We start from the raw sequence: 25840 nt of genomic DNA, 5'->3' as shown, positions 1-25840 counted from the left end.
AGATTTTGACTGCTCTTTTGCATGATGATTGGGATCCGATCATATTTAAATGAAACAAATCTTTTATGAAAATTTCTTGAAAATTACTGTCGCATTATGTCCTCCGAAACCAAAAGCATTACTCAAAGCATAATTGATGACTTTCTCTTTAGCCTCTCCAAAAACAATATTAATATCTTTAGGGATATTCTCATCTATGTTGTGAAGATTAATTGTTGGCGGGATAATTCCTGTTTCAATGGCTTTAATGGACAGAATCGCTTCGGCAGCTCCTGCTGCACCCAGCAAATGGCCGGTCATTGATTTTGTTGCGCTGATATCAAAGTTTTTACTTCCTTTAAACAATTTGTTAATTCCGTTCAGTTCTACCAGATCTCCCATTGGAGTGGAAGTGGCATGGGGGTTAATATAATCAATATCATCCGTATTGATCTGGGCTTCTTTTAATGCCAGCTGCATTGCTTTAATGGCTCCTACACCATCCGGATGAGGTGCGGTCATGTGATAAGCATCTGCCGTCATTGCGGCTCCAGCCAATTCTGCGTAGATTTTTGCTCCTCTTGCTTTTGCATGTTCATATTCTTCAAGAATTAAAGCACCTGCCCCTTCTCCCATAACAAAACCATCTCTGTCTGCATCATAAGGGCGGCTTGCTGTTGTAAAATCATCATTTCTTGTAGACATCGCCTTCATAATGGAAAATCCTCCGATGGAAGCTGGTGTAATGGCTGCTTCGGATCCTCCGCTCACAATAACTTTTGCCTTTCCGAGCCTGATGTAATTAAAAGCATCCATCAATGCCGTATTCCCTGTAGCACAGGCTGAAATCGTTGTATAGTTTATTCCTTGCAGTCCGAATTTCATGGAAATCATTCCTGAAGCCATATTGGCGATGAATTTCGGAACGAAAAAAGGATTAAATCTCGGGGTTCCGTCTCCTTTTGTAAATTCCATCACTTCGCTTTCAAATGTCCACATTCCGCCCTGGCCTGTTCCCCAGATCACACCGGTGTCAAATGGATCCATATTTTCAAGCTCAAGTCCTGAATCTTTTAACGCTTCCGCAGCAGAATACATCGCATATTGTGAAAAAAGATCACTTCGTTTGATTTCATTGTGGGTTAAATGAGTTTTAGGATCGAAATTTTTCACCTCACAGGCAAAGTGTACTTTAAATTTTTCCGTATCAAAATGGGTGATTTTGTTGGCTCCGCTTACTCCGTCAATGCTGTTTTTCCAGAATTCTCCGACATTATTTCCTAAAGGCGTTACTGCGCCGAGTCCTGTAATGACTACTCTTTTCATTCGTAGATATTTAACTTTATTAGTCTTATCATCAAATAATGATGATGTTTTAATTGTTGATTTTGAATAGGTTGGAGGTTCCTCTAGCAATGATTCGTGTTTTGTCTGCATTCCAGATTTCGCATTGGGCATTTACAAATTGTTTACCTCTTTTAATGATTGTTGTTTCCGCGACAATAATATCATTTTCTTTGGCAGTGGAAAAATAATCAATAACATTATTGATGGTTGTGATGAAGGAATTTTCATTTAATGAAAACATAGTCGCACCAATAATATCATCAATGATCGCAGCTGTGATTCCGCCGTGGAGATTTCCTGCCGGATTGAGCCATTCGTGTCGTATGGTGTATTGAAATTCGAGCTTCCCTTCTTCTGCGGAAAGAATTACCGGATTCAGCCATTTCATAAAAGGAGATGGTGATTGGGTGAATTCTTTTCCTATATACTGTTTTAATTGTGCGAGCCTGTCCATCATTTTTATTTTTCCAATATCATAGTAACGCCTTGTCCGCGGGCTGCACAGATGGAAATAAATCCTTTTCCGCTTCCTTTTTGATCTAAAAGCTTGGCTAGTGTTGCAATGATTCTTCCTCCCGTTGCTGCAAAAGGGTGTGCCGCAGCAAGACTTCCGCCTCTCACGTTCAGTTTATTCCGGTCAATTTTTCCTAATGATTTTTCAAGTCCGACCTTTTTGGCAAGATCATCATGTTCCCAGATTTTTAATGTTGCTAAAACCTGTGCGGCAAACGCCTCATGAATTTCATAATAATCGAAATCTTCAAGCTTTATCCCTGCTTTTTTCAGCATTCTGTCGGCCGCAAAAACAGGAGCGAGCAATAAATTCTGCTTATTTTCTACATATTCTATTCCTGCTACTTCAGCATACGTGATATATGCCAGAATCGGAAGATTGTTTTCCTTTGCCCATTCTTCACTGGCCAACAGAATGGCAGACGCACCATCCGTAAACGGAGTAGAATTTCCCGCCGTTAATGTGCCGTTCTCTTTATCAAAAGCCGGTTTTAACTGGGCTAATTTTTCAAGGCTTGTATCGCGTCGAAGATTATTGTCTTTATCCAATCCGAAAGCAGGAGAGATCATATCGTTAAAGAAACCTTCATCGTATGCTTTTGCCATATTCTGATGGCTTTTAAATGCCAATAGGTCCTGATCTTCGCGGGAAATTTCATAATATTTTGCAGTAATTTCCGTGTGGCCGCCCATCACGAGTCCTGTTTTAGGTTCCTGGCCTTTGTAGGGAACCGGCATCCAGTCTTTTAGTCTAGGATCTAATAATTGTTTGATTTTACCGAAAACAGATTTTTCTTTATTGGCCTTCAGTAAAGCTTTTCTTAATCGTACAGATGTTTCGAAAGGAATATTGCTCATCGCTTCAACGCCGCAGGCAATACCACTCTCGATCTGGCCTAAAGCAATTTTATTTCCGATATAAATTGCTGCTTCAATTCCGGTATCACAGGCTTGTTGGAGATCGCATCCCGGAGTGGCAGGATCCAGAGAGGTTTCCATAACGGATTCCCGGATGAGATTGCTCTCAGAAATATGTTTGATAACGGCGCCTCCGGCTACTTCTCCCAACAGTTTTCCCTGAAGGTTGCACCGTTCTATGAGTCCGCTCAGTGCGGCAGTCAGCAGATCCTGATTGCTTTTTTCTGCATATGCGGTATTGATTCTGGCAAACGGAATTCTGTTGTATCCTACGATGGCCACTTTTTTTGTTTCCATATGATGATATTTATGATGGGTGTATGTTCAGTTCATTATTAATGGTAGTAAGGATTCTGTCTAATGCATGGTTTAAAAATTTCTCTTCTCCTGTTGTTTTGGACAATAAGATTCCGCCTTCAATCAGCATAATGAACAGAGAAGCATATTCTGCAGCATTGGCATTTGCGGATAACTCACCGTTTTCCTGACCCTGCTCAATTACTTTTGTAAGCCTGAAAATCCATTCCGTGAAGGACCTTGTAACCTGGTTTTTTAGTAAAGGGTAAGTATCATCAGCTTCAGTCGCGGCATTCATCAGCGGACATCCTCCGTTTAAAAAAACTGACTGCCAGTTTTTTCTGTAGAATGCAACAAAAGCATGCAGCTTATCCATAGTAGAGGGAAATTCATCACCGAAAGAACGGGACATGCTTTGTTTTAAAAGATTGGCGTTGTATTTATATACTTCTAATGCGACCTGATCTTTGTTTTCAAAATTTCCGTAGATACTTCCTTTGGTCAGGCCGGTAGCTTCTGTAATGTCTGAAAGCGATGTGGAGGTATATCCCTTTGTATTAAAAAGAGATGCCGTTTTCTCGATGATAAACTGCCTTGTTTTTTCAGCCTTAGACATTTTAGATCATTATTTTAAGCAAATATACAAAAATATACCGATTGGTATATTTTAATTTATGATTAAATGATATCTGACGAGTTATCAGTATTAAATAATATAATACGGTTAAATCCTGATTCTTAGATTTTGGCTAAAGCCAACGGTGCTCTTTAAAAAAAGCGGGCTAAAGCCCGCTCCAATTGATATTAACCGTATTCAATGTCAGATTCTTAATTTTCCAAAGTTGCATTCAAAGTAATTTCGAAATTGAACGCTGCGCTTACAGGACAACCTTCTTCTGCAATTTTAGCATACTTCTGGAACTCTTCTTCTGAAATTCCCGGAACTTTTGCCGTTAAAGTAAGTTCTGATTTTGTAATTTTTCCTACACTTGGATCAAGAGTAATCACGGAAGTTGTTTTTAATTCTTCAGGGGTAAATCCTGCCTGGGAAAGTTCTGCGCTCAACTTCATGGTAAAGCAGCCAGCATGAGCTGCAGCCAGCAATTCTTCAGGATTTGTGCCTACTCCGTCTGCAAAACGGCTGTTGAATGAATACTGCGTCTGGTTTAATGTTGTACTTTGTGTCGTTAAATGTCCGTTACCTTCTTTGATGTTACCGTTCCAAACGGCTGTTGCGTTACGTCTCATAATACTTTAATTTTTTTGTTGTTAAATATTGCTTGTTTTGATGTTACAAAGATATGTTGGGTTTTGCTGCTAATAAATACATAAATAGCTTTAAATATTGTACTTTTTTCCCAAAATGTAATTTTTCTTGAAATTTGAAGGCGTGCTTCCCGTTTTGCCGGTAAAAAGACGGTTGAAGTATGCCGGATCTTCGTAACCAAGATCATAGGCAATTTCTTTCACCGTTTTATCTGTATAAATGAGAAGTCTTTTTGCTTCGAGAAGAATTCTGTTAATGATCAGCTGGTTGGGGGATTCAAGTCCTAAGCTTTTAAATTTATGGGTCAATGTCTTGGGAGCTATGTGGAGGAAATCTGCATATTCAGAGACGTTATGCTTTTCTCTGAAATGAATTTCCAGATGCCTGCTGAAATCACGGAAAAAATCAACCTCATTATTGGGAATTTTTATGACATTATTATCAAGATTCTGCTTTTTCCATTTTCTGGTAGCGTGGATGATGATCTGCTTTACATACGTCCGGATCATTTCTTCTGCGGAAGAATCTTTCCATTCTAGCTCATGCTCTATATTTTGAAAAAGCTGACGAATGATAATATCTCCTTCGCGATCAAGCTCTACGAAAGGAATTTCAAACACGTTGTGGAATAACAGCCCGTCACATGCAACTTCCTTATCGTGAATCTGAATGCAGTAAAAGTCGCGGTTATAATACAGGAATTTCGCATCTCCCTGAGCTTTTGTAATTTTTACATGCTGATTGGTTAAGAAAAAAATACTTGGCTGTGTAACCGAAAAGTGATTGAAATCTACCGATAGTTCGTACCCTGCAGGAATGTACATTACTTTAATGTCATAGCGAAACTTATTTCCATGAATCGTTTCGAGATGCTGTTCCGAGAATTTTTCTATACCAAGTCTTTTATACTGTTCTTCAAAAATAAGCGTATGCGGCATGATGTTACTTTACCTTAAAGATATAAAAAAAGCATGGTTTCTTATTACTGCTGAAAACCATGCTGTTTAATTTTAATTAATATTGTATTCTTAGAACGTTACATCCAGTCCTACATAAAAATTAGCTTTCATAATCGGAGCATAGACCATTCCTCCGTCGAAGTAGCTCCCAAAAGGATTTTTAAAATCAACAATCGCATTGCTTTGTGAGTAAGAGGTTAAATTCTCACCACCTAAATAAGCCCGTATTTTTTTGTTGAAATTTCTTGAGATCTGTGCATTCAGAACACTGTATGAAGGTGAATATGCTGCGAGCTGAAACTGTGAAGGATTGGATGAAGTATCCGGAAGCCTTTGTTTTCCTACGATATTTAAAGTCGTGTCAAAGCTCCAGAAGCCGCCTTTATCATTTTTATTGGTTGCATAAGCCACATTTACAAAACCTCTGTGTTTAGCCATAAAAGGAACTGCTCTTCGTCCGTTTAGATAATCTGCCTGCACATCATAATATTTATAGGCAAATCTCAATTCAAAGTTTTTAAAAGGCATAAGATCCCACTGGGTCTGGAATGAGTTGGCAAAAGATTTTCCCTCAAGATTATAAAAGGTTAGCTGTTGGGGAGATCGGTCCAGATCTACCATTACCTGATCCTGAAAATCTGTTCTGAAAAAATCTGCAACAATGGAAGATTTTCTTCCGAATAGTTTAAATTCCTGTTGAAGGCTTGCTCCATAATTCCAGGCAATCTCCGGTCTCAGTCCGTAAATATTTCCTCCGTTTTCAAGAATCTGAACCGTTCTGTTGGATGCGAAATACTGTTGGCTTTCCGCAAAAATATTCGCCGTTCTGAAGCCTCTTCCTGCAGAAAGTCTTAAGATCGTTTGTGGAGTAATATCATATTTGAAATTTAACCTAGGAGTAAATTGTGTTCCCGCTAAATTGTGAAAATCAATTCTTGCTCCTGCGACCAATGTATATTTTAATCCTGTTAAAGTATATTCTGCAAATGCTCCAGGAACAATTTCGTTTCTTTTAAAATTTTGCGTTAAATAGTTTTCGTCATATCCGTCATACATAAAGCTAGCACCGGCTTTGTATTTATGATTCGTGTTCCCAAGAATACTTTCAAAAATTAAATTTGAATAATAAGTCTGCTGTTTTCCGGAATAATTTCTCAATCCGAAAAAGCTGTCCTGCTGATGAAATGTATATTGGTTCATCCAGCCCAGGCTCTGGTAAGGTTTTCCTTTAAAAACATATCCTGTTTTATTCCATACCTGAAATCTTGAGATATCGATTCCTACTCCGTAAAGAGATTGCTGAGCCTGCGGGATTTTTTTATCAAATCCAACCTGGCCTGCAGTTCTTTCATCTTTAATAAAGTTGATCCCGAAATGAGATCCGAAGCCTGATTTTTCCAGATCATTATAATTCAGCAAATATGCCGCATTCAGCTGTGTGCCTTTCGGTCTGTCAAGAAATCCGTCGTCATTCATATCTGTATCACCGAAAGTTCCGTTGCCATGAAGAAGGAAGGTCTGAGACCATTTGTCATCGATTTTTGAAACACTTGTGATATTGGCTTCTGTTCTTCCGTTGAAATCGGCAAAAAGATTCAGTGATGTTTCGGGCTTCTCAGAATTTTTAAGCAACTCGGTATTGATTTGTCCCGTGATGCTTTCATAACCATTCGTTACCGTACCTCCTCCTTTGGTAAGCTGAATGCTTTCAATCCATCTTCCCGGAATGAAATTTAATCCGTAAGCAGAAGCAAGTCCCCTGATTTCCGGAAGCAGTTCTTTCGTTAAGCTTGTGTATTTCTGGTCCAGTCCCAACATTTTTAACTGCTTGGTGCCTGTTACGGCATTGCTGAAAGAAACATCTACTGTTGCATTGGTTTCAAAGCTTTCGGATAAATTACAGCATGCAGCTTTCAATAATTCTTTTTTATCAATATTAAAAATTAGCCCGGCTTCCTTTTTATTAAGTGAAGTGGAGGCTTTGGCAGCAGTTACGGTAACACCTTCAATATTTGTTTCGTGGTTACCGCCTGAAGCAGCGTGATCATGTTCTGATTCTGTACTTTCTTCCAAATGAACTTTCGGATTGGCTTCTCCAAATGGTATTTCCCTGTCATATAAGCAGCACGATGGAAGATTTTTGTACGTGTTGTCACTGGATTTGTACTTTTCATTGTCGTGTCCTGCTTCAGCAATTTTTTTGAGGATTTTATCTGCCGAAGTTTTTTGATCATTAAAATTTAAAGTAACCGTCTGCTTTTCGGCGCTCCATTCTGCCGAATCGGCTCCGGCCTCCTTTGCTGCTTTTTCAATTCTGGCTTTGCAGGATTCACAGTTTCCCTTTACATAAAACTCGTTTTCTGCTTTTACATGCATGTGTTGTTCTTCAGCCGTCTGTTTGTTGTTGTCTCTCTCATATTGACAGCATGCCGGTAAAGCATTGTAATCTGCCTCATCTGCCTGGAATTTTTCGTTATCATGTCCGGCTTTTGCAACTTCTTTTAAAATATCGTTTGGAGGAACATTTTCTTGCGTTTCTATTGTTAAAGTCTGTGAGTCTACGGAATAGCTAGCTGTTTTTGCACCGGCTTTTTTTACCGTTGTTTCAATTCTTTCTTTACACAGGTTGCAGTTTCCTTTTACTTTATACTGGTTTTGGGAAAGATGCTGTGCAAATATAAAAGGCGTATATAATAAGAACAGACCAAGAATAATCCTGGATATATATGATTTCATTATTGTTTAAGATTTAGATTAATTAAATTAATGGAACAATTGACAATGCAATAATTTAACAATCATGAGAAGATTGATAATTATACATTATACGATTTCTTTTAATTAACCTATTTTCGGGGGTTGCCAGATTTCTCTCAGACGGCCTGAAATATAAGGGTCTGAGTATTCAAAGTGTAAGTTTTTATTGGCTTTGTAGTATGAAATATCCAGCTTAAGACTTCTGGAAAAAGGAGTTTCTATAAAACTGTAGCACATTGCGCAGGAGGTACAGCAGTCGTCATGACATGAAGAACTTTTCTGTTTCTTGCTGTGATTTTCTTTAGAATGTTCTGTATGTTTTTTTTTGCAGCAGGAGCTTTCTGATGACTTTTTGCAACATGTTTCCTGCATGTTCTGAGCATAAAAATTGTCTTTAGGAATCAGGAAAATTCCTAAGCAAAATACAATTGTTATGATCTGAACGATTTTCATCACTGCAAAAATACAAAAATTATGGCAAAGGATCACCAACTTTTAAGGCACAATTATGCCAGGGCTCTCCGTGTGCGGGATTCAAAGCGGGTTTTGGACCTGTTGGAGCGGTAGTAGGTGTCGGAGCGGGTGTATTTTGGACAATATTTTGTTGCACAGGTTGTGGAGCCGGTTTGCTGTTTAGCGGCTGTCCTACCGGAATGTCACATCTGTGTCCCGGTTCGCCATGCGGAGGATTCATTCCTTTGGCCGTTTTACTATTTTTAGCTTTTCCATTTTCTACAGAAAACTTTCCGGGTTGTAAAGAATTGGGATCAATCTGAATGGTCTGAGCCTGATTAGGTGTCGCTGAAGCAGTCTGACCTGGTTGGGCAGGTTTGCTGTTCAAAGGTTGACCTACGGGAATATCACACCTGTGGCCCGGCTGTCCGTGCGGAGGATTCATCCCGGGAGCTGTAACGGCTGCTGCAGAAGGGGTTTGTACAGTCTGGATTCCGGCCTGGTCCAGCAATGAAGCTTTGGGAGCCTGATTTGCCACTATGGCAGGCTGCTGAACACCGGCTTCTTCTTTAATATAAGTTGCTCTCTCGTCTTTTTTACAAGAGATTGTTACTATGGAGATGGCAAGGATGCCGAAAATTGTATTCTTCATATAAAACAAAATTAGCAAAACATTTTGAATTGCTTTGCTAATTTATAATTATCGTAAGGATTTTTGTAATTAATTCTTAACTAAAAGTCTGAATCCTTCACCGTGTACATTAATGATCTCCAATCCTTCATCATCTTTCAGTAATTTACGCAGTTTTGCGATATATACGTCCATACTTCTTGCGGTGAAATAATTCTCTTTTTTCCATATTTTTCTCAAAGCAAGATCTCTCGGCATAAAATCATTTCTATGGATGCAAAGAAGCTTTAGCAGCTCATTTTCTTTAGGTGAAAGTTTGTATTCATTATCTCCTACTCTCAGCTGTCTCAGCATAGAATCAAAAAAGATATTGCTGATTTTGAACTGTTCCTGCTCTTCATTTTCCAGGGTAGAACTTCTCTGAAGGATGGCTTTTATTTTGTATAAAAGAAGCTCCGTATCGAAAGGTTTGGTGATATAATCATCTGCTCCCAGCTGGTATCCTTTCAGGATGTCTTCTCTCATATTTCTGGCAGTCAGGAAAATGATCGGTGTATTTTTGTCAATTTTCTTCACGTCTTCGGCAAGCGAAAATCCGTCTTTTTTCGGCATCATAACGTCGAAAATACAGATGTCAAATTCATTTTCCGTGAATTCTTTCAATCCCTGCTCGCCGTCTGTGGCCAAGGTAACTTCAAAATTATTGATGGATAAATAATCTTTCAAAACTGCTCCGAAACTCTGATCGTCTTCTACTAATAATATTCTGTTGCTCATAGTTTTAATACTTAAATTTTAATACTAAGAATGAACACGCCATTCTCTCTTCTTATATCTTGTTTATTTGGTTGATCTTAAATAATGCTTAGCAAGTGATGATTATAATTTTAAATCTTAATAATTCACTTGTTTTTTATCTCTAACTCATCGGCAGTTTTATGGTAAATGTGCTTCCTTTTCCTTTGTGAGAATCTACCAGAATCTGACCTTTATGAAGTTCTACAATTTTTTTAACGTAAGATAATCCTAATCCCTGGCCTTTTACATTATGAATATTTCCGGTTTCTTCTCTGAAGAATTTTTCGAAAATTTTTGTTTTGTTCTGCGTTTCCATACCCATTCCCTTATCTGAAATTTCAATCACGTAAAAATGTCCTTCATTTCTTGTTTTAATGGAAATTTCGGGCGTTTCCGGAGAATATTTATTGGCATTATCCAGAAGGTTTACCAACATGTTGGAGATGTGGAATTCGTCTATTTTAAAATTATAATTTGTCGCATTGAATTCCTCTCTCAGGGTTCCGTTTCTCTGTTTTACAATAAGACTGAAAGATTCTGCCGTTCTTCTGATCAGTTCTCTTACATTGGCTTCTTTCAGGAATAATTTTACCTCATTCCGTTCAAGCTTCGACATGTTCAGAACGTTCTCTACCTGCTTTTTCATGCGCAGATTTTCCTGTTTTATCAATTCGGAATAGTATTTTACCTTATCCGGATTGGTTGCGATTTTATCATTTGCCAGCGAATCTGTAGCCACGGAAATAGTCGCCAGCGGTGTTTTAAACTCATGGGACATATTGTTGATGAAATCTGTTTTTACCTCTGCCAGTTTTTTCTGTCTCATCATATAATTAATAGAAATGATGTAAATGCCCAAAATGGTAAGTAAGGACAGAAATGTTCCCAGCAGCATCGGCCAGTTATTCATCGCCAGAGAATATTCCTTTTTGGGAAAAACCAGGGCAAGCGTATACAGCGTTCTTTCTTTAGAATCTGTAAACAGGGGATAGCTGTACGTATTGTTATCTTTTTTATCTTTATATAATTTATTAACAACACTGGTAAGCTTGTTGTTTTTGTCTGTAATTCCATACCCGAAAGTAGCTGAAATCCCTCTGATCCGCAGCTCTTTTGTAATAACGGAATCCAATGTTTTTTCGTCTACTCTTTTGGTGATGGGCAGATTGTTTCCGGTTACCCTCACAAATTCTTTCATGGCATAATCGCCGTTTTCAATATCGCGGTTGATATCTGCTGTCAGGAGTTCCCGGTTGGTAGTGTCCCTTTTTATTTTGTAAGAGGCTTCATCAGAATACAATGTGGTAAGCTTCAGCGAGTCTCCTTTTGGCGAAATCGGAAGCTGGTTTTTTTCAATAATGCTTTTCGAATAAACAATTTGCCTTTGAGTCCCTGAATCCTCTACCTGCTGAATCGTAGTTAGCGACGGCTGGTCGCTGTTAGCAAGAATGCTGTTTCTGAAATCTTTATTTTCGACGTTCAGGTACTTATCAACTTCAGCTTCACCGATGATCTTTGAGGTGTTTTCCAAGGCAGAATAAACCTTGGAAGAGAAATCCTGATCCAGTGCACCATAATAACGTTTCAACCAATAAAACTGGAGCGTGACGAAGACAATCAGTGAAATCGTCATAAACACCGATATTATTGGGATGAATTTATTATTCATTATTTTTTTAATTTAAAAAACAGACTGTTAAAATTAATTATTTTATGACTTGACAAACAAAAAACGAGCCAAAAAATTGTGTTATTTTTCTTAAAAATGTGTTTTTTAACATTTATTTATAAATTTTTAATTCTTTACCATAGGAAAAGAGCTTTCATTAAATAAAAAAGTAGATTTGTGTAAATAAATTATTAATATGAAATCCGAAATCGTTTTTAACAGAGATGCAGATGCTGCCAGTGTGTATGTAATGCATGTTTATAATGCTGATGTTACTCAAGTGTGGAACTATTTTACTAAATCCGAATTGCTCGATCAATGGTGGGCCCCGAACCCGTGGAAATGTAAAACCAAAACTCAGGAATTTAAAAATGGAGGAATATGGCTGTATTCAATGCTTGGACCTGAAGGTGAAAGACATTATGCTAAAGTAAAGTACGGAGAAATAGCGGAACATCGAAGTTTCGACGGAACCGACTCTTTCTGCGATGAAAACGGAAATGTAAATCCTGACTTCCCGGAAGCAAAATGGCTGTTTGGTTTTACCGGAGTGGAAGAAGGAACAAAAGTAACCATCAATATTCACTTTGCCTCTGAAGAGGCAATGAATCAGCTCTTAGAAATGGGATTTGAAGAGGGTTTTAAAACAGGCTTAAATCAATTGGAAAGCATTCTCAGCAGTATTAAATAATATTTAAATATCAATGGGAGGGGCCTAGCCAAAAACTAAGATGAATAAAAAACGGAAAGTATTTTTACTTTCCGTTTTTTATTCGTCTTTAATTTTAAACGATTTCTTCATCCTGAAAATACTGAATAATCGCTTTTTTCATTAAAAGCTGCTGTTCATTGGGTTTCAGCTCAGGCAGTTCTTCCAGTTTTTCGAAATGCGGATAGCCATCATCGTCGTAATGTGAAAATTTATAATACCCAAAAGGTTCCAGTAATCGGCAGACTGCAATATGAATTAAGTTGACCTTATCGTCTTTTGTGTATTTCTGCTGACCGCTCCCCAGTTCCTGAAGTCCGATCAGAAATAGATACGTTTCTATCGGTGCATTTTTTTCCGTATCAAAATTTTCTACGAAAAATTGTTCTATTTTTAGCCAGTATTCTGCTTCGTTAATCATTTTTTTGTTTCTAATTTTAGTAAAAACGCATATTCCAGCGCATCTTCCTTTAAAGATTCAAATCTTCCGCTTGCTCCGCCATGTCCTGCACTCATGTCTGTTTTGAAAATCAGGATATTGTTATCCTTTTTCAGTTCTCTCAATTTTGCAGTCCATTTTGCGGGCTCCCAATATTGTACCTGAGAATCATGCAAGCCTGTCGTAATCAGTACATTTGGATATTCTTTCGCTTCTACATTATCGTAAGGCGAGTATTCTTTCATGTAATGATAGTATTCTTCGTCGTTTGGATTTCCCCACTCGTCATATTCCCCAGTCGTTAAAGGGATTGTTTCGTCCAGCATGGTGGTAACCACATCTACGAAGGGAACCTGCGCTACAATCCCGTTGAATAATGAAGGGTCATAATTCATCACAGCACCTACCAGCAGTCCTCCTGCGCTTCCGCCCATTGCGTATAAGTGTTTTGAGGAAGTGTAATTTTCTTTAATTAAAAATTTTCCGGCATCAATAAAATCGAAGAACGTATTTTTCTTAAACAGCATTTTTCCGTCTTCGTACCACTCTCGTCCCAAATATTCTCCTCCTCTGATGTGAGCGATCGCATAGATGAAACCACGGTCCAGAATTGATAATCTTACATTCGAGAAACTTGCATCAACGGTATGTCCATAACTTCCGTAACCATAGAGAAGCAAAGGTGTATCTGCAGATTTTTTGGTGTCTTTGTGATAAACCAGAGAGATCGGAACTTTTGAGCTTCCGTCCCTGGAGTCTGCCCAGATTCTTTCGGAAATATAATTTTCAGCAAAGAATTTTCCACCCAAAACTTCCTGCTGTTTCAGAAGAACGGTGGTTTTTTCTTTCATATTATATTCGTAAGTGGAGCTGGGCTGCGTCAAAGAGGTGTAACCATAGCGTAAAACCTCCGTGTCAAATTCAAGATTTACCCCGATGTAAACCGTATAAGTAGGGTCGGAAAACGGCAAATAATGAGATTCCTGAGTTTTTTCGTCTATGATTTTAATTTGCAGCAATCCCTGCTCTCTTTCTTCAAGAACAAGGTAATTTTTAAAAATCTCAAAACCTTCCAGCAAAACTTCAGGGCGGTGCGGTATTACGTCGACCCAGTTTTCCATTCCGCAGTTATTGATCTTCGTCTTTACAATTTTAAAATTAAAAGCATCATCAGCGTTGGTGATAATGTAAAACTCGTCCTCATAATGCTCAACAGAATATTCCAGGTCGTCAATTCTTGGCTGAATGATTGTCCATTCTGCGAAAACATTATCGGAAGGAATAAACCGGTGTTCGTCTGAGATTGTGCTCGAGCTTGCAATAAAAATATATTCTAAAGATTTTGTTTTAAAAACATTCACATCAAAAGTATCATCTTTTTCATGGAATATTAAAACATCCTCTGATGCGTCAGTTCCCAGCTTATGTCTGTACACCTGGAATGCTCTCAGGCTTTCATCTTTTCGGATGTAGAATACATGCACATTATCATTAGCCCAGACTGCTTTTCCTGTTGTATTTTCAATCTTATCAGGGAGAATTTCTCCTGTTTTTACATTTTTGAAGTTGATGCTATAGATTCTGCGGCTCACATTGTCTGTTGAAAAAGAAGCCAGCTCATTATTCGGAGAAACGGCAACGCTTCCTACTTCAAAGTAGCTTTCGCCTTCTGCCAGTATATTAACATCAAGAATAATTTCTTCATTGTTTTCTAAACTTTGGTATTTTCTGCAGAAAATAGGGTATTCTTTTCCTTCTTCATAGCGCACGATATACCAGTATCCGTTGAAAAAATACGGTAAAGATTCGTCGTCTTTCTTATACCGGGCTTTCATCTCTTCAAAAAGTTCTTCCTGCAGCTGTTCCGTATCTTTCATTACGAAATCTGCGTAGGCATTTTCTTCTTCAAGGTATTTTATGACATCCGGATTTTCCCGTTCATTAAGCCAGAAATAATTGTCAATTCTTTTATCACCGTGTGTTTCAAGGATTTTTTCTATTTTTTTTGCCTTTGGAGCTTCCATTCAATATTAATTCTTGTTCAAATTTAGTTAAAAAAAAACCATCTTTCCTGATGAAAAGACGGTTGCTTTATATTTTACAGTAAAACTTACTTGTGAAGCGATTTGATGTACTTCTCCAAGGCCATAGTCATGGATGGAGTTTCTTTGGTAGGAGCCATAAGATCTACTTTCAGCCCGGCTTCTTCAGCGGCAGCAAGAGTAGTGGTTCCGAAAACGCCTATTTTTGTTTCTTCCTGTTTGAAGTCCGGGAAATTCTGCTGTAATGACTTGATTCCCTGTGGGCTGAAGAATATCAGCATGTCGTAATCCTTTACATTGATATCGGTAAGATCGCTGCAAACTGTTCTGTACATGATAGCTCTTTTCCAGTCTGTATTGGAAGCTTCCATTGTTTTCACAATATCCGGGCTCAATACATCCGAAGAAGGCAAAAGATATTTCTCTGTCGGGAATTTTTTGAATAAAGGAAGAAGATCCGAGAAATTCTTTTCCCCGAAGCTGATTTTTCTTTTTCTGTAAACAATATGCTTCTGAAGATAATTGGCAATCGCCTCAGACTGGCAGATGTACCTCATGGTGTCGGGAACTGCAAAACGCAGCTCTTCTGCTAATCTGAAGTAATGATCAATCGCATTCTTACTCGTGAAAATAATTCCGGTATATTGCGTAAGATCGATCTTCTGTGTTCTCAATTCTTTATTGTCAACTCCTTCTACGTGGATGAAAGGGCGGAAATCTATTTTTATCTTTTCCTTCTTTGCAATATCCAGGTACGGAGACGACTCACTTGGCGCTGGTTGAGAAACCAATATTGACTTTATTCTCATCATTGACAGTATTAAAAAAATAATAATTTCCAAAGCAACAAAAGAGGTGCAATTTGGAGGGTGCAAATATACAAAAATTTATAATACCATTTTTCAGGTAAGATATTATTCTTGTGAAATAAATAGAAAAAAACCTTGAAAATGAACACAAAAGAGAAAAAGTAAAAGTAGTACATGAACATTCTATTTCTGTCCAGTGGGAAATAATAGTGCGTTACACACAGGATAATCAGGATGAAAGACAGGATAAAATAAAATTTTGTAGCGGTAAAATAAAATACGGTCCACTTTTTTCCATCTCCCGTACTCTGAAAAAATAAAAATCCCAATCCTGATTTCAGCATATAAAAAAGAATCACAGCAATCAGGCAGAATCCGAATTTGTTCAGCTGATATCCCAGCACCTGAAGATCTGCAATGTATTTCGGGACGGTAGGAATGTACTGTGATACCAGCACGGTCAAGGTGAGGGCCGTTACACATGAAGTGATGACCCAGCTCGGAAAATTGTTGCTTGCATCAAAATATTTCTGCAGCAGAAAGTCTTTGAGATTTGCTTCCCTTTCAATGATGTTCATCATAAAAAGGTATAAAAAGATGCAACCCAACAATATAAAGATCACCCAATCGTTGTTCTCAGGTATTCTTATATGATTTATAAAATGTTGTGATAACGGCAAAGGAGTATTTTTTTGCAAAATTATAGATTATTTTGTATAAAATAAAAAGGTTAAATAAACTATCTTTGCAAACTGAAATGAAAAAACTGGTCATCATTCCCACGTATAACGAAAAGGAAAATATTGAAAAAATTATTTCCGCAGTTTTTGCATTGGAAGATGATTTTCATATTCTGGTAGTAGACGATTCATCTCCCGATGGTACAGCAGAGCTGGTAAAAGAATTGCAGAAAGAACATCCTCATTTTCTGCATTTATCGGTAAGAAGAGTAAAAGACGGATTGGGAAAAGCCTACATCCATGGGTTTAAATGGGCCATCGAAAATAATTACGATTATATTTTTGAAATGGATGCGGATTTTTCGCACAATCCTGCTGATCTGCCAAGACTTTTTGATGCATGTCAAAATGCCGATATGGCTATCGGATCAAGATATTCCAAAGGGGTAAATGTAGTCAACTGGCCAATGGGAAGAGTATTGCTCTCTTATTTTGCGTCAAAATATGTAAGATTCGTTTTGGGATTGCCGATTCACGATACTACTGCAGGCTTTGTCTGTTTTTCAAGAAAAGTGCTGGAAGAAATCGGGCTGGATAATGTGAAATTAAAAGGATACGGATTTCAGATTGAAATGAAATTCAGGACTTTTAAAAAAGGATTCAAAATTGTAGAAGTACCGATTATTTTTACCAACAGAATCCTTGGAGAAAGCAAAATGAATGGCGGAATCATTCATGAAGCGGTTTTCGGAGTTTTAAATTTAAAGTGGAAATCAATCATCAACAGATTATAACATGATATGCTGTAAACTTCATTCGGAAATATGGCAGCTTTCATCAAAACAGATAAAAATTAACTGATGAAAAAATTGATCTTCTTTTTCGTACTGATATCTTTGCTTTCCTGCGGAGATTACATTGATAAGCCCAAAAATCTTTTACCAGAAGATAAAATGGCTGAAATCATGGCAGATCTGGCCATTAATGATCAGGCAACTTTTATGTACCCAAATTCAAACCTGGAGGCAGGAACAAGGTATGTTCTTAAAACACATAATGTAAAATCAGCCGACTATATAGAAAGCTTTAAATATTATGTGGTAAAGGAAAAAATGAACGGAATCGTTGAAGATGCACAGGAAATATTATTAAAAAAAGATCCGAAAGCAGAAAAATATGTAAAAGATAAAATGAGCAAGACAGAAAACACTGAAAATCTTCCTCCTTTATCAAGATAATTATAAGATGCAAAAGTTTTTTACAATAGAAAAAACCTCTGAGGGCAAAGCAAGAGCCGGGGAGCTTACCACAGACCACGGTAAGATTCAGACACCGATTTTTATGCCTGTTGGAACAGTAGCGAGTGTAAAAACCGTTCACCAAAGAGAATTAAAAGAAGACATAAAGGCCCAGATTATTTTGGGAAATACCTATCATTTATACCTTCGTCCCGGAATGGATACCATGCAGGAAGCGGGAGGGCTTCATCAATTCATGAACTGGGACCTTCCTATTCTTACCGATTCAGGAGGCTTTCAGGTATTTTCACTGGCAAGCAGCCGAAAAATGTCTGAAGAAGGAGCAAGATTCAAATCTCACATCGACGGAAGTTACCACATGTTTTCCCCGGAAAAGTCTATGGAAATCCAAAGACAGATCGGAGCTGATATTTTCATGGCTTTTGACGAATGTGTGGCGTATCCGTGCGAATACAATCAGGCTAAATCATCCATGGAGCTTACTCACCGTTGGCTGAAAAGATGCATTGAATGGACGGAAAATAATCCCGAATTATACGGACACAAACAAAGGCTTTTCCCTATTGTTCAGGGATCTACCTATTCCGACCTGAGGAAAATATCAGCACAGGTAATTGCAGAAGCCGGTGCAGAAGGAAATGCCATCGGCGGACTTTCCGTAGGCGAACCCGAAGAAGAAATGTACAGAATAACCGATGAGGTTACCGATATTTTACCAAAAGAAAAACCAAGATATCTAATGGGAGTGGGAACTCCGTGGAATATTCTGGAATCAATAGGCCTGGGAATCGACATGATGGACTGTGTAATGCCGACAAGAAATGCCAGAAATGCCATGCTTTTCACCTGGAAAGGAGTGATGAATATGAAAAACGAAAAGTGGAAAAAAAACTTTTCGCCGCTGGATGAGTTTGGAACAAGTTTCGTAGACAGAGAGTATTCAAAAGCATATGTGAGGCATTTGTTTGTTTCTAAAGAATATCTCGCGAAACAGATTGCATCTATTCATAACCTGGCATTTTATCTGGATTTGGTAAAAGTCGCAAGAGAACATATCTTAGCAGGAGATTTTTATCAATGGAAAAATTCCGTTGTTCCGGTTCTCCGTCAACGATTATAGTTCAAAATGGGAGTCCTGAAAGGACGACCTAAAGAAGAATAGGATGCAAATCCTTTCAAATTATGTATAAAACAAATTAATAACGCATTAAAAAATAAATAATGCTGAAAATTATAGACAGATACATCGTAAAAAAATACCTTGGGACTTTCAGTTTCATGCTGATTTTGCTGTCTATTGTTGTTTTGGTAATTGATGTCCAGCAGAAAATCCCCAGGATCGAAAATGCGACCGCGATTGATCCGAAGCTGAACCTTACGTATTTTTTGGTGCACTTTTATCCATTCTGGATCGTCAACCTTGTGATGACATTCCTGTCCATCTTGGTGTTTATTTCTGTGATTTATTTCACATCAAGAATGGCAAACAATACGGAAATTGTCGCCATCATCAGCAGTGGAGCAAGCTTCCACAGGTTTGCAAGACCTTATTTGCTGACCTCACTTTTTATTGCGGTGATTTCCCTGGGAATCAACCATTTTGTGTTGCCTTGGGCAAATATCCAGAAAAATCAGCTGGAAGCTTATACTTACAACGCTGCCAACAAAGAAAAAGTTTTGGGTACGGCTCCTGTTTCAGCACAGCTCAGCAAAACGGAATATATTTTTATCAACTCGTGGAACAAACGTGAAAAAAGAGGGTCAGGATTTGCTTACCAGAAGTTTGATAAAAACAGGAAAATGGTGTACGAGCTTAAAGCTTCGGATGCTTCCTGGGATAAGGATAAAAAAGTTTTTGTTCTGAACTCATACACCGAAAAAGCCATTAATAAGGACGATACCGAAAAATTATCAAATGGCTTCGATTTAAAGAAAAGTTTTGGACACGATCCGGAGGAACTTTTTCCCAATGAATTGCTGGGGCAGAACAAAACAACCCCTGAACTCATGAAATTCATTCAAAGAGAAACAGAAAAAGGAAACAGCAACCTGAATGCCCACCTGAACGAACTTTATCAAAGGACATCTATGCCTGTTTCAATTGTGATCCTTACCTTTCTGGCTCTTTCTCTTTCTTCGCAGAAAAAACGGGGCGGATTGGGAATTAATCTGGCTGTAGGGATTTCTCTGGCGTTTGTCTTTGTATTCTCATTTGAAGCACTTAAAGTAGTTTCAGAAAATAAGAGCATGTCGCCGGCTCTCGCTATGTGGTTTCCTAACATCGTGTTTTCACCCCTCGCTTTGTTCCTGTACCTGAAAAGGGCCAATCAATAAAGGAGTTTTATTTCCTTATGAAAAAAGGAACGTAGCCCGTCATTTTCAAGATCAATCCACAGATTACCGTTTGTGTCAGCATTTTTAATGATGCCATTTTGTCTCTTTTCATTAAGTTCAAAAACAGAAATCTCATCTTTTCTGAATAAACCGGCGTTAAAACAGCTCATTATTTCATCTTCAGAAGGAATTGCATTTAATTTTTCAACCATAAAATCATGAAGCGAAATGGTGAATTCATTAAGGTTAAAATGCTTTCCTGTCTGTGTTAAGATAGATCCTGCATTCGATATTTCGTCAAATTTTTCCTGGAGAATATTAAACCCGGCTCCGATAATAAAATAATTATTCTGATAAATTTTTTTCTTTTCAATCAAAATTCCTACGATTTTTTTATTTTTAAGAATAATATCATTAGGCCACTTTATTTTCACGCTGTTATCAGTCAAATTGGCAAGGAAATCGCGGATTATGATTGCGGTATAATAATTGAACAAGAAATCAGACACCGGAAAATTTTCCGTCTTTACCGCAAGAGTATAGGCTAAATTTTTTTCAGCAGCAGCTGACCATGTATTTCCGTACTGGCCACGGCCTTTCGTTTGATGAAATGTATGAAGCGCAATAAAATCAGAATTTTCATAAAGTAAAAACTTTGAAATTTCGTCATTAGTAGAAGAACATTCTTTCAGGTAGAATAGTTGACTCATTTAAGAAAACTTTAAGACTTTCGGGGGTTAAAAGTAAGGCTAAAGTGAAAGAAAAACAATAAATTTGCAGATTATAGTATTTTTTAATGAATAAAACAGCAGAAAAACAAGAATTATTAGATAAAATCGTTGAGGCAATTCAGGATGTAAAAGGAGAAGACATTATGATCTTCGATCTTTCAAACATTGAAAACTCTGTCGCAGAGACCTTTGTGATATGCAGCGGAAACTCAAATACACAGGTAGCCGCACTGGCAGGTAGTGTTGAAAAGAAAGTGAGAAATGAGCTTAAAGAAAGACCTTGGCACGTAGAAGGAACGGAAAATGCAATGTGGGTGCTGGTAGACTACGTTTCCGTAGTGGTACATATTTTCCAGAAACAGGTACGTGAGTACTACGATATAGAGGAACTCTGGGGTGATGCGGTCATTACCAGAATCGAAAATGAATTTTAATTTTAAAAAGTATAAATGAACAATAAAGGATTTAACTGGTTTTTTCCGATTGCGATCATAGCTCTTTTGTTATTTTTTATTCCTAATTTTTTAGGTGATAACAGTGCAAAAACTATTGATGAGGACGGTTTCTTTAAAGAAATGCAGGCAGGAAAAATCCAGAGAGTTTTAATAGATAAACAAGCCCAGAAGGCTGACGTGTTTCTAACACAGGCTGCTAAGACAGCTACCGTAAAAAAAGACGATAAAGCAAACCCTTTTTCAGGTCTTTCAATGGCTCCGAAAGCAGATTATACGCTTAAATACGGAGACCTTAGATTATTCCTTGAAAAATTTGATGCTTTAAAACAGCAAAACCCACAGATTGCTACATCTAAGGATTATGCTGAAGGCGAAAGCCCGTTGATGAGCATTCTTATTCAGGCATTAATCTGGATCACCATTTTAGGATTATTCTATTTCCTTCTTTTCAGAAGAATGGGAAGCGGAGGCGGCCCCGGAGGTCAGATTTTCTCTATCGGGAAATCCAAAGCCAAGCTTTTTGACGAAAAAGAAAGAATCCAGGTGACCTTCAAAGACGTAGCTGGATTAGAAGGAGCCAAAGAAGAGGTTCAGGAAGTCGTGGATTTCCTTAAAAACTCAGAAAAATATACGAAGCTGGGAGGTAAAATTCCTAAAGGTGTACTTTTGGTAGGGCCTCCGGGAACAGGTAAAACGCTATTGGCAAAGGCTGTAGCGGGAGAAGCCAAAGTGCCTTTCTTCTCACTTTCAGGATCCGATTTCGTAGAAATGTTTGTAGGAGTAGGTGCATCCAGAGTAAGAGATTTATTTGCTCAGGCTAAAGCAAAATCACCGGCAATTATTTTCATTGATGAGATAGATGCCATCGGGCGTGCAAGAGGAAAGAATAACTTCTCAGGCGGAAACGACGAAAGAGAAAACACACTGAACCAGCTTCTTACGGAAATGGATGGTTTCGGAACAGATACCAACGTTATTGTAATGGCTGCAACCAACCGGGCAGATATTCTTGATAAAGCATTAATGAGAGCCGGTCGTTTCGACCGTTCTATCTATGTTGATCTTCCTGAGTTGCATGAAAGAAGACAGATCTTTGATGTGCATTTAAAGAAAATCAAGCTTGATGACAGTGTAGACAGAGAGTTTTTAGCAAAACAGACTCCGGGATTCAGTGGGGCGGATATTGCTAACGTATGTAATGAAGCAGCATTAATTGCAGCAAGAAACAACCATACTTCAGTTACAAAACAGGATTTCCTTGATGCGGTAGACCGTATCATCGGTGGTCTTGAAAAGAAAAACAAAGCCATCAAACCATCTGAAAAGAAAAGAGTGGCTTATCATGAAGCAGGACACGCTACCATCTCCTGGTTGGTAGAGCACGCATCACCACTGTTAAAAGTAACTATTGTTCCGAGAGGGCGATCTTTAGGGGCAGCATGGTATTTACCTGAAGAAAGACAGCTTACAACTACAGAGCAGATGCTTGATGAAATGTGTGCAACCTTAGGGGGTAGAGCTGCAGAGCAGGTTATCTTCAATAATATTTCGACAGGAGCCCTTTCTGATTTGGAAAGTGTAACGAAGAGAGCACAGGCAATGGTTACGATCTACGGATTAAGCCCGAATATCGGTAATATATCTTATTACGACAGTTCAGGCCAGTCTGAATACAATTTCGGAAAACCTTATTCCGAAGAAACAGCGAAAAAAATTGATATTGAAATCAAAGGAATTATTGAAACTCAATATGACCGTGCTGTTCAGATTCTGACAGAAAATAAAGATAAACTCGATGCGCTTGCCAACAAACTTCTTGAAAAAGAGGTGATTTTCAGAGAAGATCTTGAAGAAGTGTTTGGGAAAAGAGCATGGGATCCGGAACTGACAGAAAAACCTGTTACAAATACCATCCCGGCATCACAGCAGCCAAGCGAGGAAATTATCATTAAAGATAAAGAGGAAGATAGTGAAATTCAGGCACCTGAAAGTCCTACCCAAATCTAAAAAGCTTTTTAATTAGATTAAGAAAACCTGACAGTCTCTGATTTGTCAGGTTTTTTCATATTTATCGGCACGTTTTTAGATTTCTATATGATAATTTTATATTTTTGTATAAAGCGTCTAAAAAAAAAATTAAATTGAATTTGTTCAAAAGGATTGTAAGCAAACTTACCAACCAGCCGGAAGAAGAAGAAAAACCAAGTCTGGAAAAACTAGGAGACTCGCTTAAAAATGCGGATCTTGACTATAAATTTGCCCAATTGTTTACGCATTCAGGAGGATTTTTCAATTACTGCGCAGATGAAGCAGAGGCATTACAGACTCTACATCAGATTATCAAAATAGAAGGCATCAGCAATGTATTCTGCTGGGATAAAGATCTTCAGAATTTCTTAAATGTTGTAAAAACATCCTATACTCCGGAACTGCAGAGCGATAATGATGCAAGTTTCATCACCTGTGAATATCTTATTGCCTATGACGGAAGAATAATGCTTTCTCACAATAATATCCTTCACTACCATTCATCACGGCTGCCTAGTAAAATTATTGTGATGGCCAATGTTTCACAGATCGTGAGTAATCTTAATGACGCCATGGGAAAGATCAAAAGAAACGGCAATATCAAAAACCTCACTTCCATCAGCGGAGCACAGTCAAAACTGGATACTTCTTCCAACAGCAATACCAAACTGTTTTTATTGTTGCTTGAAGATTAAGCATCAACGTTATAAATTTTAAAATCTTGGACAAAAATCTCATTCAAAGAACGGTATCAGGAATTGTATATGTAGCAATTATCATTCTTTGCACAACGCCTTTAGGCGCAAAGCTGATTAACGGCGTAAGTCCCGATCTTGTAAAGCAGGAATATCTCTATTACGGACTCATCACGTTTCTTCTGGGAGCAGGCTCCTGGGAATGTTTTAAAATCATGAAGTTCGGGAACGGCTACGAAAGATGGGTGGTTCTCCCTCTTATTACCTTCGTTTTTTACATTTTTTCCAAAAGATATTTCCACTTCGATTTCTTTTTTGATTTCAGGTTCAGTGAAATTCTGGCCCTGCTTTTAATAGTCATTGCTGTGGTCACTCTATTTAAATATCCGAACGAATTGTATTATGACAGCGGGAAACTTATTTTTATGGTCATTTATGTGGCTCTGCCGTTTAGTTTTGCATTAGGCCTCCCGAAATTTTCAAGATTTGATGACCGGTTTACCCTTGAAGTCCTTTTCCTGTTCGTATTAATATGGAGCAGTGATACCTTTGCTTATTTAACAGGGAAATTCTTCGGAAAACATAAAATGGCTCCTAAAATTTCGCCTAAAAAAACCTGGGAAGGATATATAGGCGGGGTTGTGCTTACATTGGTATTATCCTACTTTATTGAGCATTATTATCCTGATCTCCGGGGAAACTGGATGGTCGTAGGATTTCTGGTGGCAGCCTTCGCTCCTGTAGGAGATCTTGTAGAAAGTCAGCTGAAGAGAAACTTTGGAGTAAAAGACAGTGGAAACATCATTCCGGGACATGGCGGAGTATTAGATCGGCTTGATAGTTTTTTAATCTGCGTTCCTGTCGTATATTTGTACTTTATATTAGCAAAATTTATATAATCTCATGAAATTACACAGAGAATCAAAAGGAACCATCACCGTTGCCTCCTTATTGTTTATCATTTTGAGTGCACTGGCCATTTATTTTCTTGAAATGTGGTCATTGGTGATCATTCTGCCTTTATTGGTCGTTTACAGTCTCGTATTTTGGTTCTTCAGGGTTCCGGACCGGGACATCCAGGAACACAGGGAAAATGTAATTGCCCCGGTAGACGGAAAGGTGGTGATGATAAAGGAAGTGGAAGAAGATGAATTTATAAAAGGAAAAGCAATTCAGGTTTCCATATTCATGTCTCCGCTTAATGTCCATATCTGCAGATATCCTGTTTCGGGAAAGGTAATCTATAAAAAATATCATCCGGGAAAATATCTTGTAGCCTGGCATGAGAAATCTTCTACAGAAAATGAAAGAACTACGGTTGCTGTAGAAAGTCTTACCAATCACAAGGTGGTATTTCGCCAGATTGCGGGATATGTAGCCAGAAGAATTGTTTTCTACTGTAATGAGGGAGATGATGCTAAAGCAGGCCATGAATTCGGGTTTATAAAATTCGGGTCAAGGATGGATGTTTTCTTACCGCTGGATACGGAAATTATCTGTAAAATAGGCGATATCACAAAAGGAGGTCTGGATGTGATTGCAAGAATGAAAGAATAATATTACTTATATATAAAGGCTGTTTCGGTAGAAGCAGCCTTTTTATTTGGTTTAAATGAATGAAGAATTTGCATCAATAGGGACGGGCTTTAGCCCGTCTACAATTAAAATATCATTCAATCGGCTTTAGCCTAAATTTAAGAAAGGATAAGCTGAAAAAACCGTTAATAAAACTTTTTAATTTCATCTATTAAGTTCAGAATCACATCCAAAGGTAAATCTTCATTTAGATCAATCAGCAGTATCTTAAATTTTTTCCTGCCTTCCCGGAGTAATTGCGGATGATCGAGTCTGTCGCCGTGATAAAAACTGATGTAATGACATTTGTACTTTTTGCTGAAATTAAAATAACACAGCATTTTCTTTTTGTATTTGAAAAAAGGTAACCTAAAACTGAACGTTTCCGTAATGTTTTCCGCGTCAGATTCCAGAATTTTTTTCCGCAAAAACAGAAGAGTACTTCTTGCAGGCTCATGAAGTCTGTAGAAATACTCTTGTATAGGATTCATGTGTT

27 protein-coding genes are annotated in these 25840 nt (G+C 38.0%); 10 read left to right on the top strand and 17 right to left on the bottom strand.

Annotated elements, in window-relative coordinates; translation table 11 throughout:
- Positions 1–63 precede the first annotated feature (63 nt).
- The 11 genes from fabF to ACYT6F_RS04490 all read right to left on the bottom strand — a co-directional run bounded on the left by fabF (position 64) and on the right by ACYT6F_RS04490 (position 11588).
- Positions 64–1305: a beta-ketoacyl-ACP synthase II gene (gene fabF, locus ACYT6F_RS04540; RefSeq protein WP_472600073.1), complete on the bottom strand. Its 1242-nt coding sequence runs from the start codon at positions 1303–1305 to the stop codon at positions 64–66.
- A gap of 49 nt (positions 1306–1354) precedes the next feature.
- Positions 1355–1783, bottom strand: a complete 429-nt coding sequence (locus ACYT6F_RS04535) for a PaaI family thioesterase (protein ID WP_472600072.1) — start codon at positions 1781–1783, stop codon at positions 1355–1357.
- Positions 1784–1785: 2 nt separating this feature from the next.
- Positions 1786–3054, bottom strand: coding sequence for an acetyl-CoA C-acetyltransferase (locus ACYT6F_RS04530; protein ID WP_472600071.1), 1269 nt, complete (start codon positions 3052–3054; stop codon positions 1786–1788).
- Between the two features lie 10 nt (positions 3055–3064).
- Positions 3065–3670: a TetR/AcrR family transcriptional regulator gene (locus ACYT6F_RS04525; protein WP_472600070.1), complete on the bottom strand. Its 606-nt coding sequence runs from the start codon at positions 3668–3670 to the stop codon at positions 3065–3067.
- A 212-nt stretch (positions 3671–3882) separates the two neighbouring features.
- Positions 3883–4302, bottom strand: a complete 420-nt coding sequence (locus ACYT6F_RS04520; RefSeq protein WP_072883785.1) for an OsmC family protein — start codon at positions 4300–4302, stop codon at positions 3883–3885.
- Between the two features lie 90 nt (positions 4303–4392).
- Entirely contained in the window at positions 4393–5259 is an 867-nt protein-coding gene (locus ACYT6F_RS04515; RefSeq protein WP_472600069.1) for a helix-turn-helix domain-containing protein, read from the bottom strand.
- Between the two features lie 90 nt (positions 5260–5349).
- Positions 5350–8016, bottom strand: a complete 2667-nt coding sequence (locus ACYT6F_RS04510) for a TonB-dependent receptor domain-containing protein (protein WP_472600068.1) — start codon at positions 8014–8016, stop codon at positions 5350–5352.
- 105 nt (positions 8017–8121) lie between these two features.
- Entirely contained in the window at positions 8122–8490 is a 369-nt protein-coding gene (locus tag ACYT6F_RS04505) for a hypothetical protein (RefSeq protein ID WP_472600067.1), read from the bottom strand.
- A gap of 19 nt (positions 8491–8509) precedes the next feature.
- Positions 8510–9142, bottom strand: coding sequence for a hypothetical protein (locus tag ACYT6F_RS04500; protein ID WP_472600066.1), 633 nt, complete (start codon positions 9140–9142; stop codon positions 8510–8512).
- A gap of 69 nt (positions 9143–9211) precedes the next feature.
- On the bottom strand, positions 9212–9898 hold the full coding sequence (locus ACYT6F_RS04495) for a response regulator transcription factor (protein WP_169231468.1): 687 nt from the start codon (positions 9896–9898) through the stop codon (positions 9212–9214).
- Between the two features lie 142 nt (positions 9899–10040).
- On the bottom strand, positions 10041–11588 hold the full coding sequence (locus ACYT6F_RS04490; RefSeq protein WP_472600065.1) for a sensor histidine kinase: 1548 nt from the start codon (positions 11586–11588) through the stop codon (positions 10041–10043).
- A 196-nt stretch (positions 11589–11784) separates the two neighbouring features.
- Here ACYT6F_RS04490 and ACYT6F_RS04485 point away from each other — a divergent pair, with 196 nt between their 5' ends.
- Complete coding sequence (locus ACYT6F_RS04485) at positions 11785–12279, top strand: SRPBCC family protein (protein WP_472600063.1); 495 nt, start codon at positions 11785–11787, stop codon at positions 12277–12279.
- 94 nt (positions 12280–12373) lie between these two features.
- Here ACYT6F_RS04485 and ACYT6F_RS04480 read toward each other — a convergent pair whose 3' ends face one another.
- The 4 genes from ACYT6F_RS04480 to ACYT6F_RS04465 all read right to left on the bottom strand — a co-directional run bounded on the left by ACYT6F_RS04480 (position 12374) and on the right by ACYT6F_RS04465 (position 16168).
- Positions 12374–12718: a hypothetical protein gene (locus ACYT6F_RS04480; protein ID WP_472600062.1), complete on the bottom strand. Its 345-nt coding sequence runs from the start codon at positions 12716–12718 to the stop codon at positions 12374–12376.
- Positions 12715–14760 carry a S9 family peptidase gene (locus ACYT6F_RS04475; RefSeq protein ID WP_472600061.1) on the bottom strand — a complete coding sequence of 682 codons (2046 nt, stop codon included), beginning with the start codon at positions 14758–14760 and terminating at the stop codon, positions 12715–12717. Before ACYT6F_RS04475 ends, ACYT6F_RS04480 begins: the two co-directional genes overlap by 4 nt.
- An 86-nt stretch (positions 14761–14846) precedes the next feature.
- Positions 14847–15587: a uroporphyrinogen-III synthase gene (locus ACYT6F_RS04470; RefSeq protein WP_472601098.1), complete on the bottom strand. Its 741-nt coding sequence runs from the start codon at positions 15585–15587 to the stop codon at positions 14847–14849.
- Between the two features lie 11 nt (positions 15588–15598).
- A complete protein-coding gene (locus tag ACYT6F_RS04465) occupies positions 15599–16168 on the bottom strand; it encodes a DUF4271 domain-containing protein (protein WP_472600060.1) in 570 nt (189 codons plus the stop codon).
- A gap of 176 nt (positions 16169–16344) precedes the next feature.
- Between ACYT6F_RS04465 and ACYT6F_RS04460 the strand changes: the two genes are divergently transcribed.
- The 4 genes from ACYT6F_RS04460 to ACYT6F_RS04445 all read left to right on the top strand — a co-directional run bounded on the left by ACYT6F_RS04460 (position 16345) and on the right by ACYT6F_RS04445 (position 19860).
- Positions 16345–17061: a polyprenol monophosphomannose synthase gene (locus ACYT6F_RS04460; RefSeq protein WP_472600059.1), complete on the top strand. Its 717-nt coding sequence runs from the start codon at positions 16345–16347 to the stop codon at positions 17059–17061.
- Between the two features lie 66 nt (positions 17062–17127).
- Entirely contained in the window at positions 17128–17505 is a 378-nt protein-coding gene (locus ACYT6F_RS04455) for a DUF4296 domain-containing protein (protein WP_472600058.1), read from the top strand.
- A 7-nt stretch (positions 17506–17512) separates the two neighbouring features.
- A complete protein-coding gene (gene tgt / locus ACYT6F_RS04450; RefSeq protein ID WP_472600057.1) occupies positions 17513–18646 on the top strand; it encodes a tRNA guanosine(34) transglycosylase Tgt in 1134 nt (377 codons plus the stop codon).
- A gap of 104 nt (positions 18647–18750) precedes the next feature.
- Positions 18751–19860, top strand: coding sequence for an LptF/LptG family permease (locus tag ACYT6F_RS04445; protein WP_472601097.1), 1110 nt, complete (start codon positions 18751–18753; stop codon positions 19858–19860).
- Here the strand turns inward: ACYT6F_RS04445 and ACYT6F_RS04440 are convergent.
- The gene (locus ACYT6F_RS04440; protein ID WP_472600055.1) at positions 19854–20570 is read right to left on the bottom strand and encodes a biotin--[acetyl-CoA-carboxylase] ligase; all 717 of its coding nucleotides are present in this window, start codon (positions 20568–20570) and stop codon (positions 19854–19856) included. The two genes, ACYT6F_RS04445 and ACYT6F_RS04440, sit on opposite strands and share 7 nt — an antisense overlap.
- Positions 20571–20656: 86 nt before the next feature.
- Between ACYT6F_RS04440 and rsfS the strand changes: the two genes are divergently transcribed.
- The 5 genes from rsfS (at position 20657) to ACYT6F_RS04415 (ending at position 25326) form a co-directional block, all read left to right on the top strand.
- On the top strand, positions 20657–21025 hold the full coding sequence (rsfS, locus tag ACYT6F_RS04435) for a ribosome silencing factor (protein WP_029298073.1): 369 nt from the start codon (positions 20657–20659) through the stop codon (positions 21023–21025).
- 15 nt (positions 21026–21040) lie between these two features.
- On the top strand, positions 21041–23053 hold the full coding sequence (gene ftsH, locus ACYT6F_RS04430) for an ATP-dependent zinc metalloprotease FtsH (RefSeq protein ID WP_472600054.1): 2013 nt from the start codon (positions 21041–21043) through the stop codon (positions 23051–23053).
- 134 nt (positions 23054–23187) lie between these two features.
- On the top strand, positions 23188–23769 hold the full coding sequence (locus ACYT6F_RS04425) for an LUD domain-containing protein (protein WP_472600053.1): 582 nt from the start codon (positions 23188–23190) through the stop codon (positions 23767–23769).
- 26 nt (positions 23770–23795) lie between these two features.
- Positions 23796–24668 (top strand): phosphatidate cytidylyltransferase, encoded by an 873-nt coding sequence (locus ACYT6F_RS04420; RefSeq protein WP_472600052.1) that lies wholly within the window; start codon positions 23796–23798, stop codon positions 24666–24668.
- Between the two features lie 4 nt (positions 24669–24672).
- On the top strand, positions 24673–25326 hold the full coding sequence (locus ACYT6F_RS04415; protein WP_472600051.1) for a phosphatidylserine decarboxylase family protein: 654 nt from the start codon (positions 24673–24675) through the stop codon (positions 25324–25326).
- A 164-nt stretch (positions 25327–25490) separates the two neighbouring features.
- Here the strand turns inward: ACYT6F_RS04415 and ACYT6F_RS04410 are convergent, their stop codons facing one another.
- The gene (locus tag ACYT6F_RS04410; protein ID WP_472600050.1) at positions 25491–25835 is read right to left on the bottom strand and encodes a DUF1801 domain-containing protein; all 345 of its coding nucleotides are present in this window, start codon (positions 25833–25835) and stop codon (positions 25491–25493) included.
- Positions 25836–25840: the final 5 nt, after the last annotated feature.

Source organism: Chryseobacterium sp. NG-CE01 (genome assembly GCF_055695505.1).
Note: the sequence above shows the minus strand (reverse complement) of the source record. Positions and strands in the feature narration are given on the sequence as shown.

Excerpts from the sequence above, each read along its gene's own strand:
- fabF (WP_472600073.1), bottom strand. The coding sequence starts at position 1,305 with ATGAAAAGAGTAGTCATTACAGGACTCGGCGCAGTAACGCCTTTAGGA.
- ACYT6F_RS04535 (WP_472600072.1), bottom strand. The coding sequence starts at position 1,783 with ATGATGGACAGGCTCGCACAATTAAAACAGTATATAGGAAAAGAATTC.
- ACYT6F_RS04530 (WP_472600071.1), bottom strand. The coding sequence starts at position 3,054 with ATGGAAACAAAAAAAGTGGCCATCGTAGGATACAACAGAATTCCGTTT.
- ACYT6F_RS04525 (WP_472600070.1), bottom strand. The coding sequence starts at position 3,670 with ATGTCTAAGGCTGAAAAAACAAGGCAGTTTATCATCGAGAAAACGGCA.
- ACYT6F_RS04520 (WP_072883785.1), bottom strand. The coding sequence starts at position 4,302 with ATGAGACGTAACGCAACAGCCGTTTGGAACGGTAACATCAAAGAAGGT.
- ACYT6F_RS04515 (WP_472600069.1), bottom strand. The coding sequence starts at position 5,259 with ATGCCGCATACGCTTATTTTTGAAGAACAGTATAAAAGACTTGGTATA.
- ACYT6F_RS04510 (WP_472600068.1), bottom strand. The coding sequence starts at position 8,016 with ATGAAATCATATATATCCAGGATTATTCTTGGTCTGTTCTTATTATAT.
- ACYT6F_RS04505 (WP_472600067.1), bottom strand. The coding sequence starts at position 8,490 with ATGAAAATCGTTCAGATCATAACAATTGTATTTTGCTTAGGAATTTTC.
- ACYT6F_RS04500 (WP_472600066.1), bottom strand. The coding sequence starts at position 9,142 with ATGAAGAATACAATTTTCGGCATCCTTGCCATCTCCATAGTAACAATC.
- ACYT6F_RS04495 (WP_169231468.1), bottom strand. The coding sequence starts at position 9,898 with ATGAGCAACAGAATATTATTAGTAGAAGACGATCAGAGTTTCGGAGCA.
- ACYT6F_RS04490 (WP_472600065.1), bottom strand. The coding sequence starts at position 11,588 with ATGAATAATAAATTCATCCCAATAATATCGGTGTTTATGACGATTTCA.
- ACYT6F_RS04485 (WP_472600063.1), top strand. The coding sequence starts at position 11,785 with ATGAAATCCGAAATCGTTTTTAACAGAGATGCAGATGCTGCCAGTGTG.
- ACYT6F_RS04480 (WP_472600062.1), bottom strand. The coding sequence starts at position 12,718 with ATGATTAACGAAGCAGAATACTGGCTAAAAATAGAACAATTTTTCGTA.
- ACYT6F_RS04475 (WP_472600061.1), bottom strand. The coding sequence starts at position 14,760 with ATGGAAGCTCCAAAGGCAAAAAAAATAGAAAAAATCCTTGAAACACAC.
- ACYT6F_RS04470 (WP_472601098.1), bottom strand. The coding sequence starts at position 15,587 with ATGAGAATAAAGTCAATATTGGTTTCTCAACCAGCGCCAAGTGAGTCG.
- ACYT6F_RS04465 (WP_472600060.1), bottom strand. The coding sequence starts at position 16,168 with ATGATGAACATCATTGAAAGGGAAGCAAATCTCAAAGACTTTCTGCTG.
- ACYT6F_RS04460 (WP_472600059.1), top strand. The coding sequence starts at position 16,345 with ATGAAAAAACTGGTCATCATTCCCACGTATAACGAAAAGGAAAATATT.
- ACYT6F_RS04455 (WP_472600058.1), top strand. The coding sequence starts at position 17,128 with ATGAAAAAATTGATCTTCTTTTTCGTACTGATATCTTTGCTTTCCTGC.
- tgt (WP_472600057.1), top strand. The coding sequence starts at position 17,513 with ATGCAAAAGTTTTTTACAATAGAAAAAACCTCTGAGGGCAAAGCAAGA.
- ACYT6F_RS04440 (WP_472600055.1), bottom strand. The coding sequence starts at position 20,570 with ATGAGTCAACTATTCTACCTGAAAGAATGTTCTTCTACTAATGACGAA.
- rsfS (WP_029298073.1), top strand. The coding sequence starts at position 20,657 with ATGAATAAAACAGCAGAAAAACAAGAATTATTAGATAAAATCGTTGAG.
- ftsH (WP_472600054.1), top strand. The coding sequence starts at position 21,041 with ATGAACAATAAAGGATTTAACTGGTTTTTTCCGATTGCGATCATAGCT.
- ACYT6F_RS04415 (WP_472600051.1), top strand. The coding sequence starts at position 24,673 with ATGAAATTACACAGAGAATCAAAAGGAACCATCACCGTTGCCTCCTTA.
- ACYT6F_RS04410 (WP_472600050.1), bottom strand. The coding sequence starts at position 25,835 with ATGAATCCTATACAAGAGTATTTCTACAGACTTCATGAGCCTGCAAGA.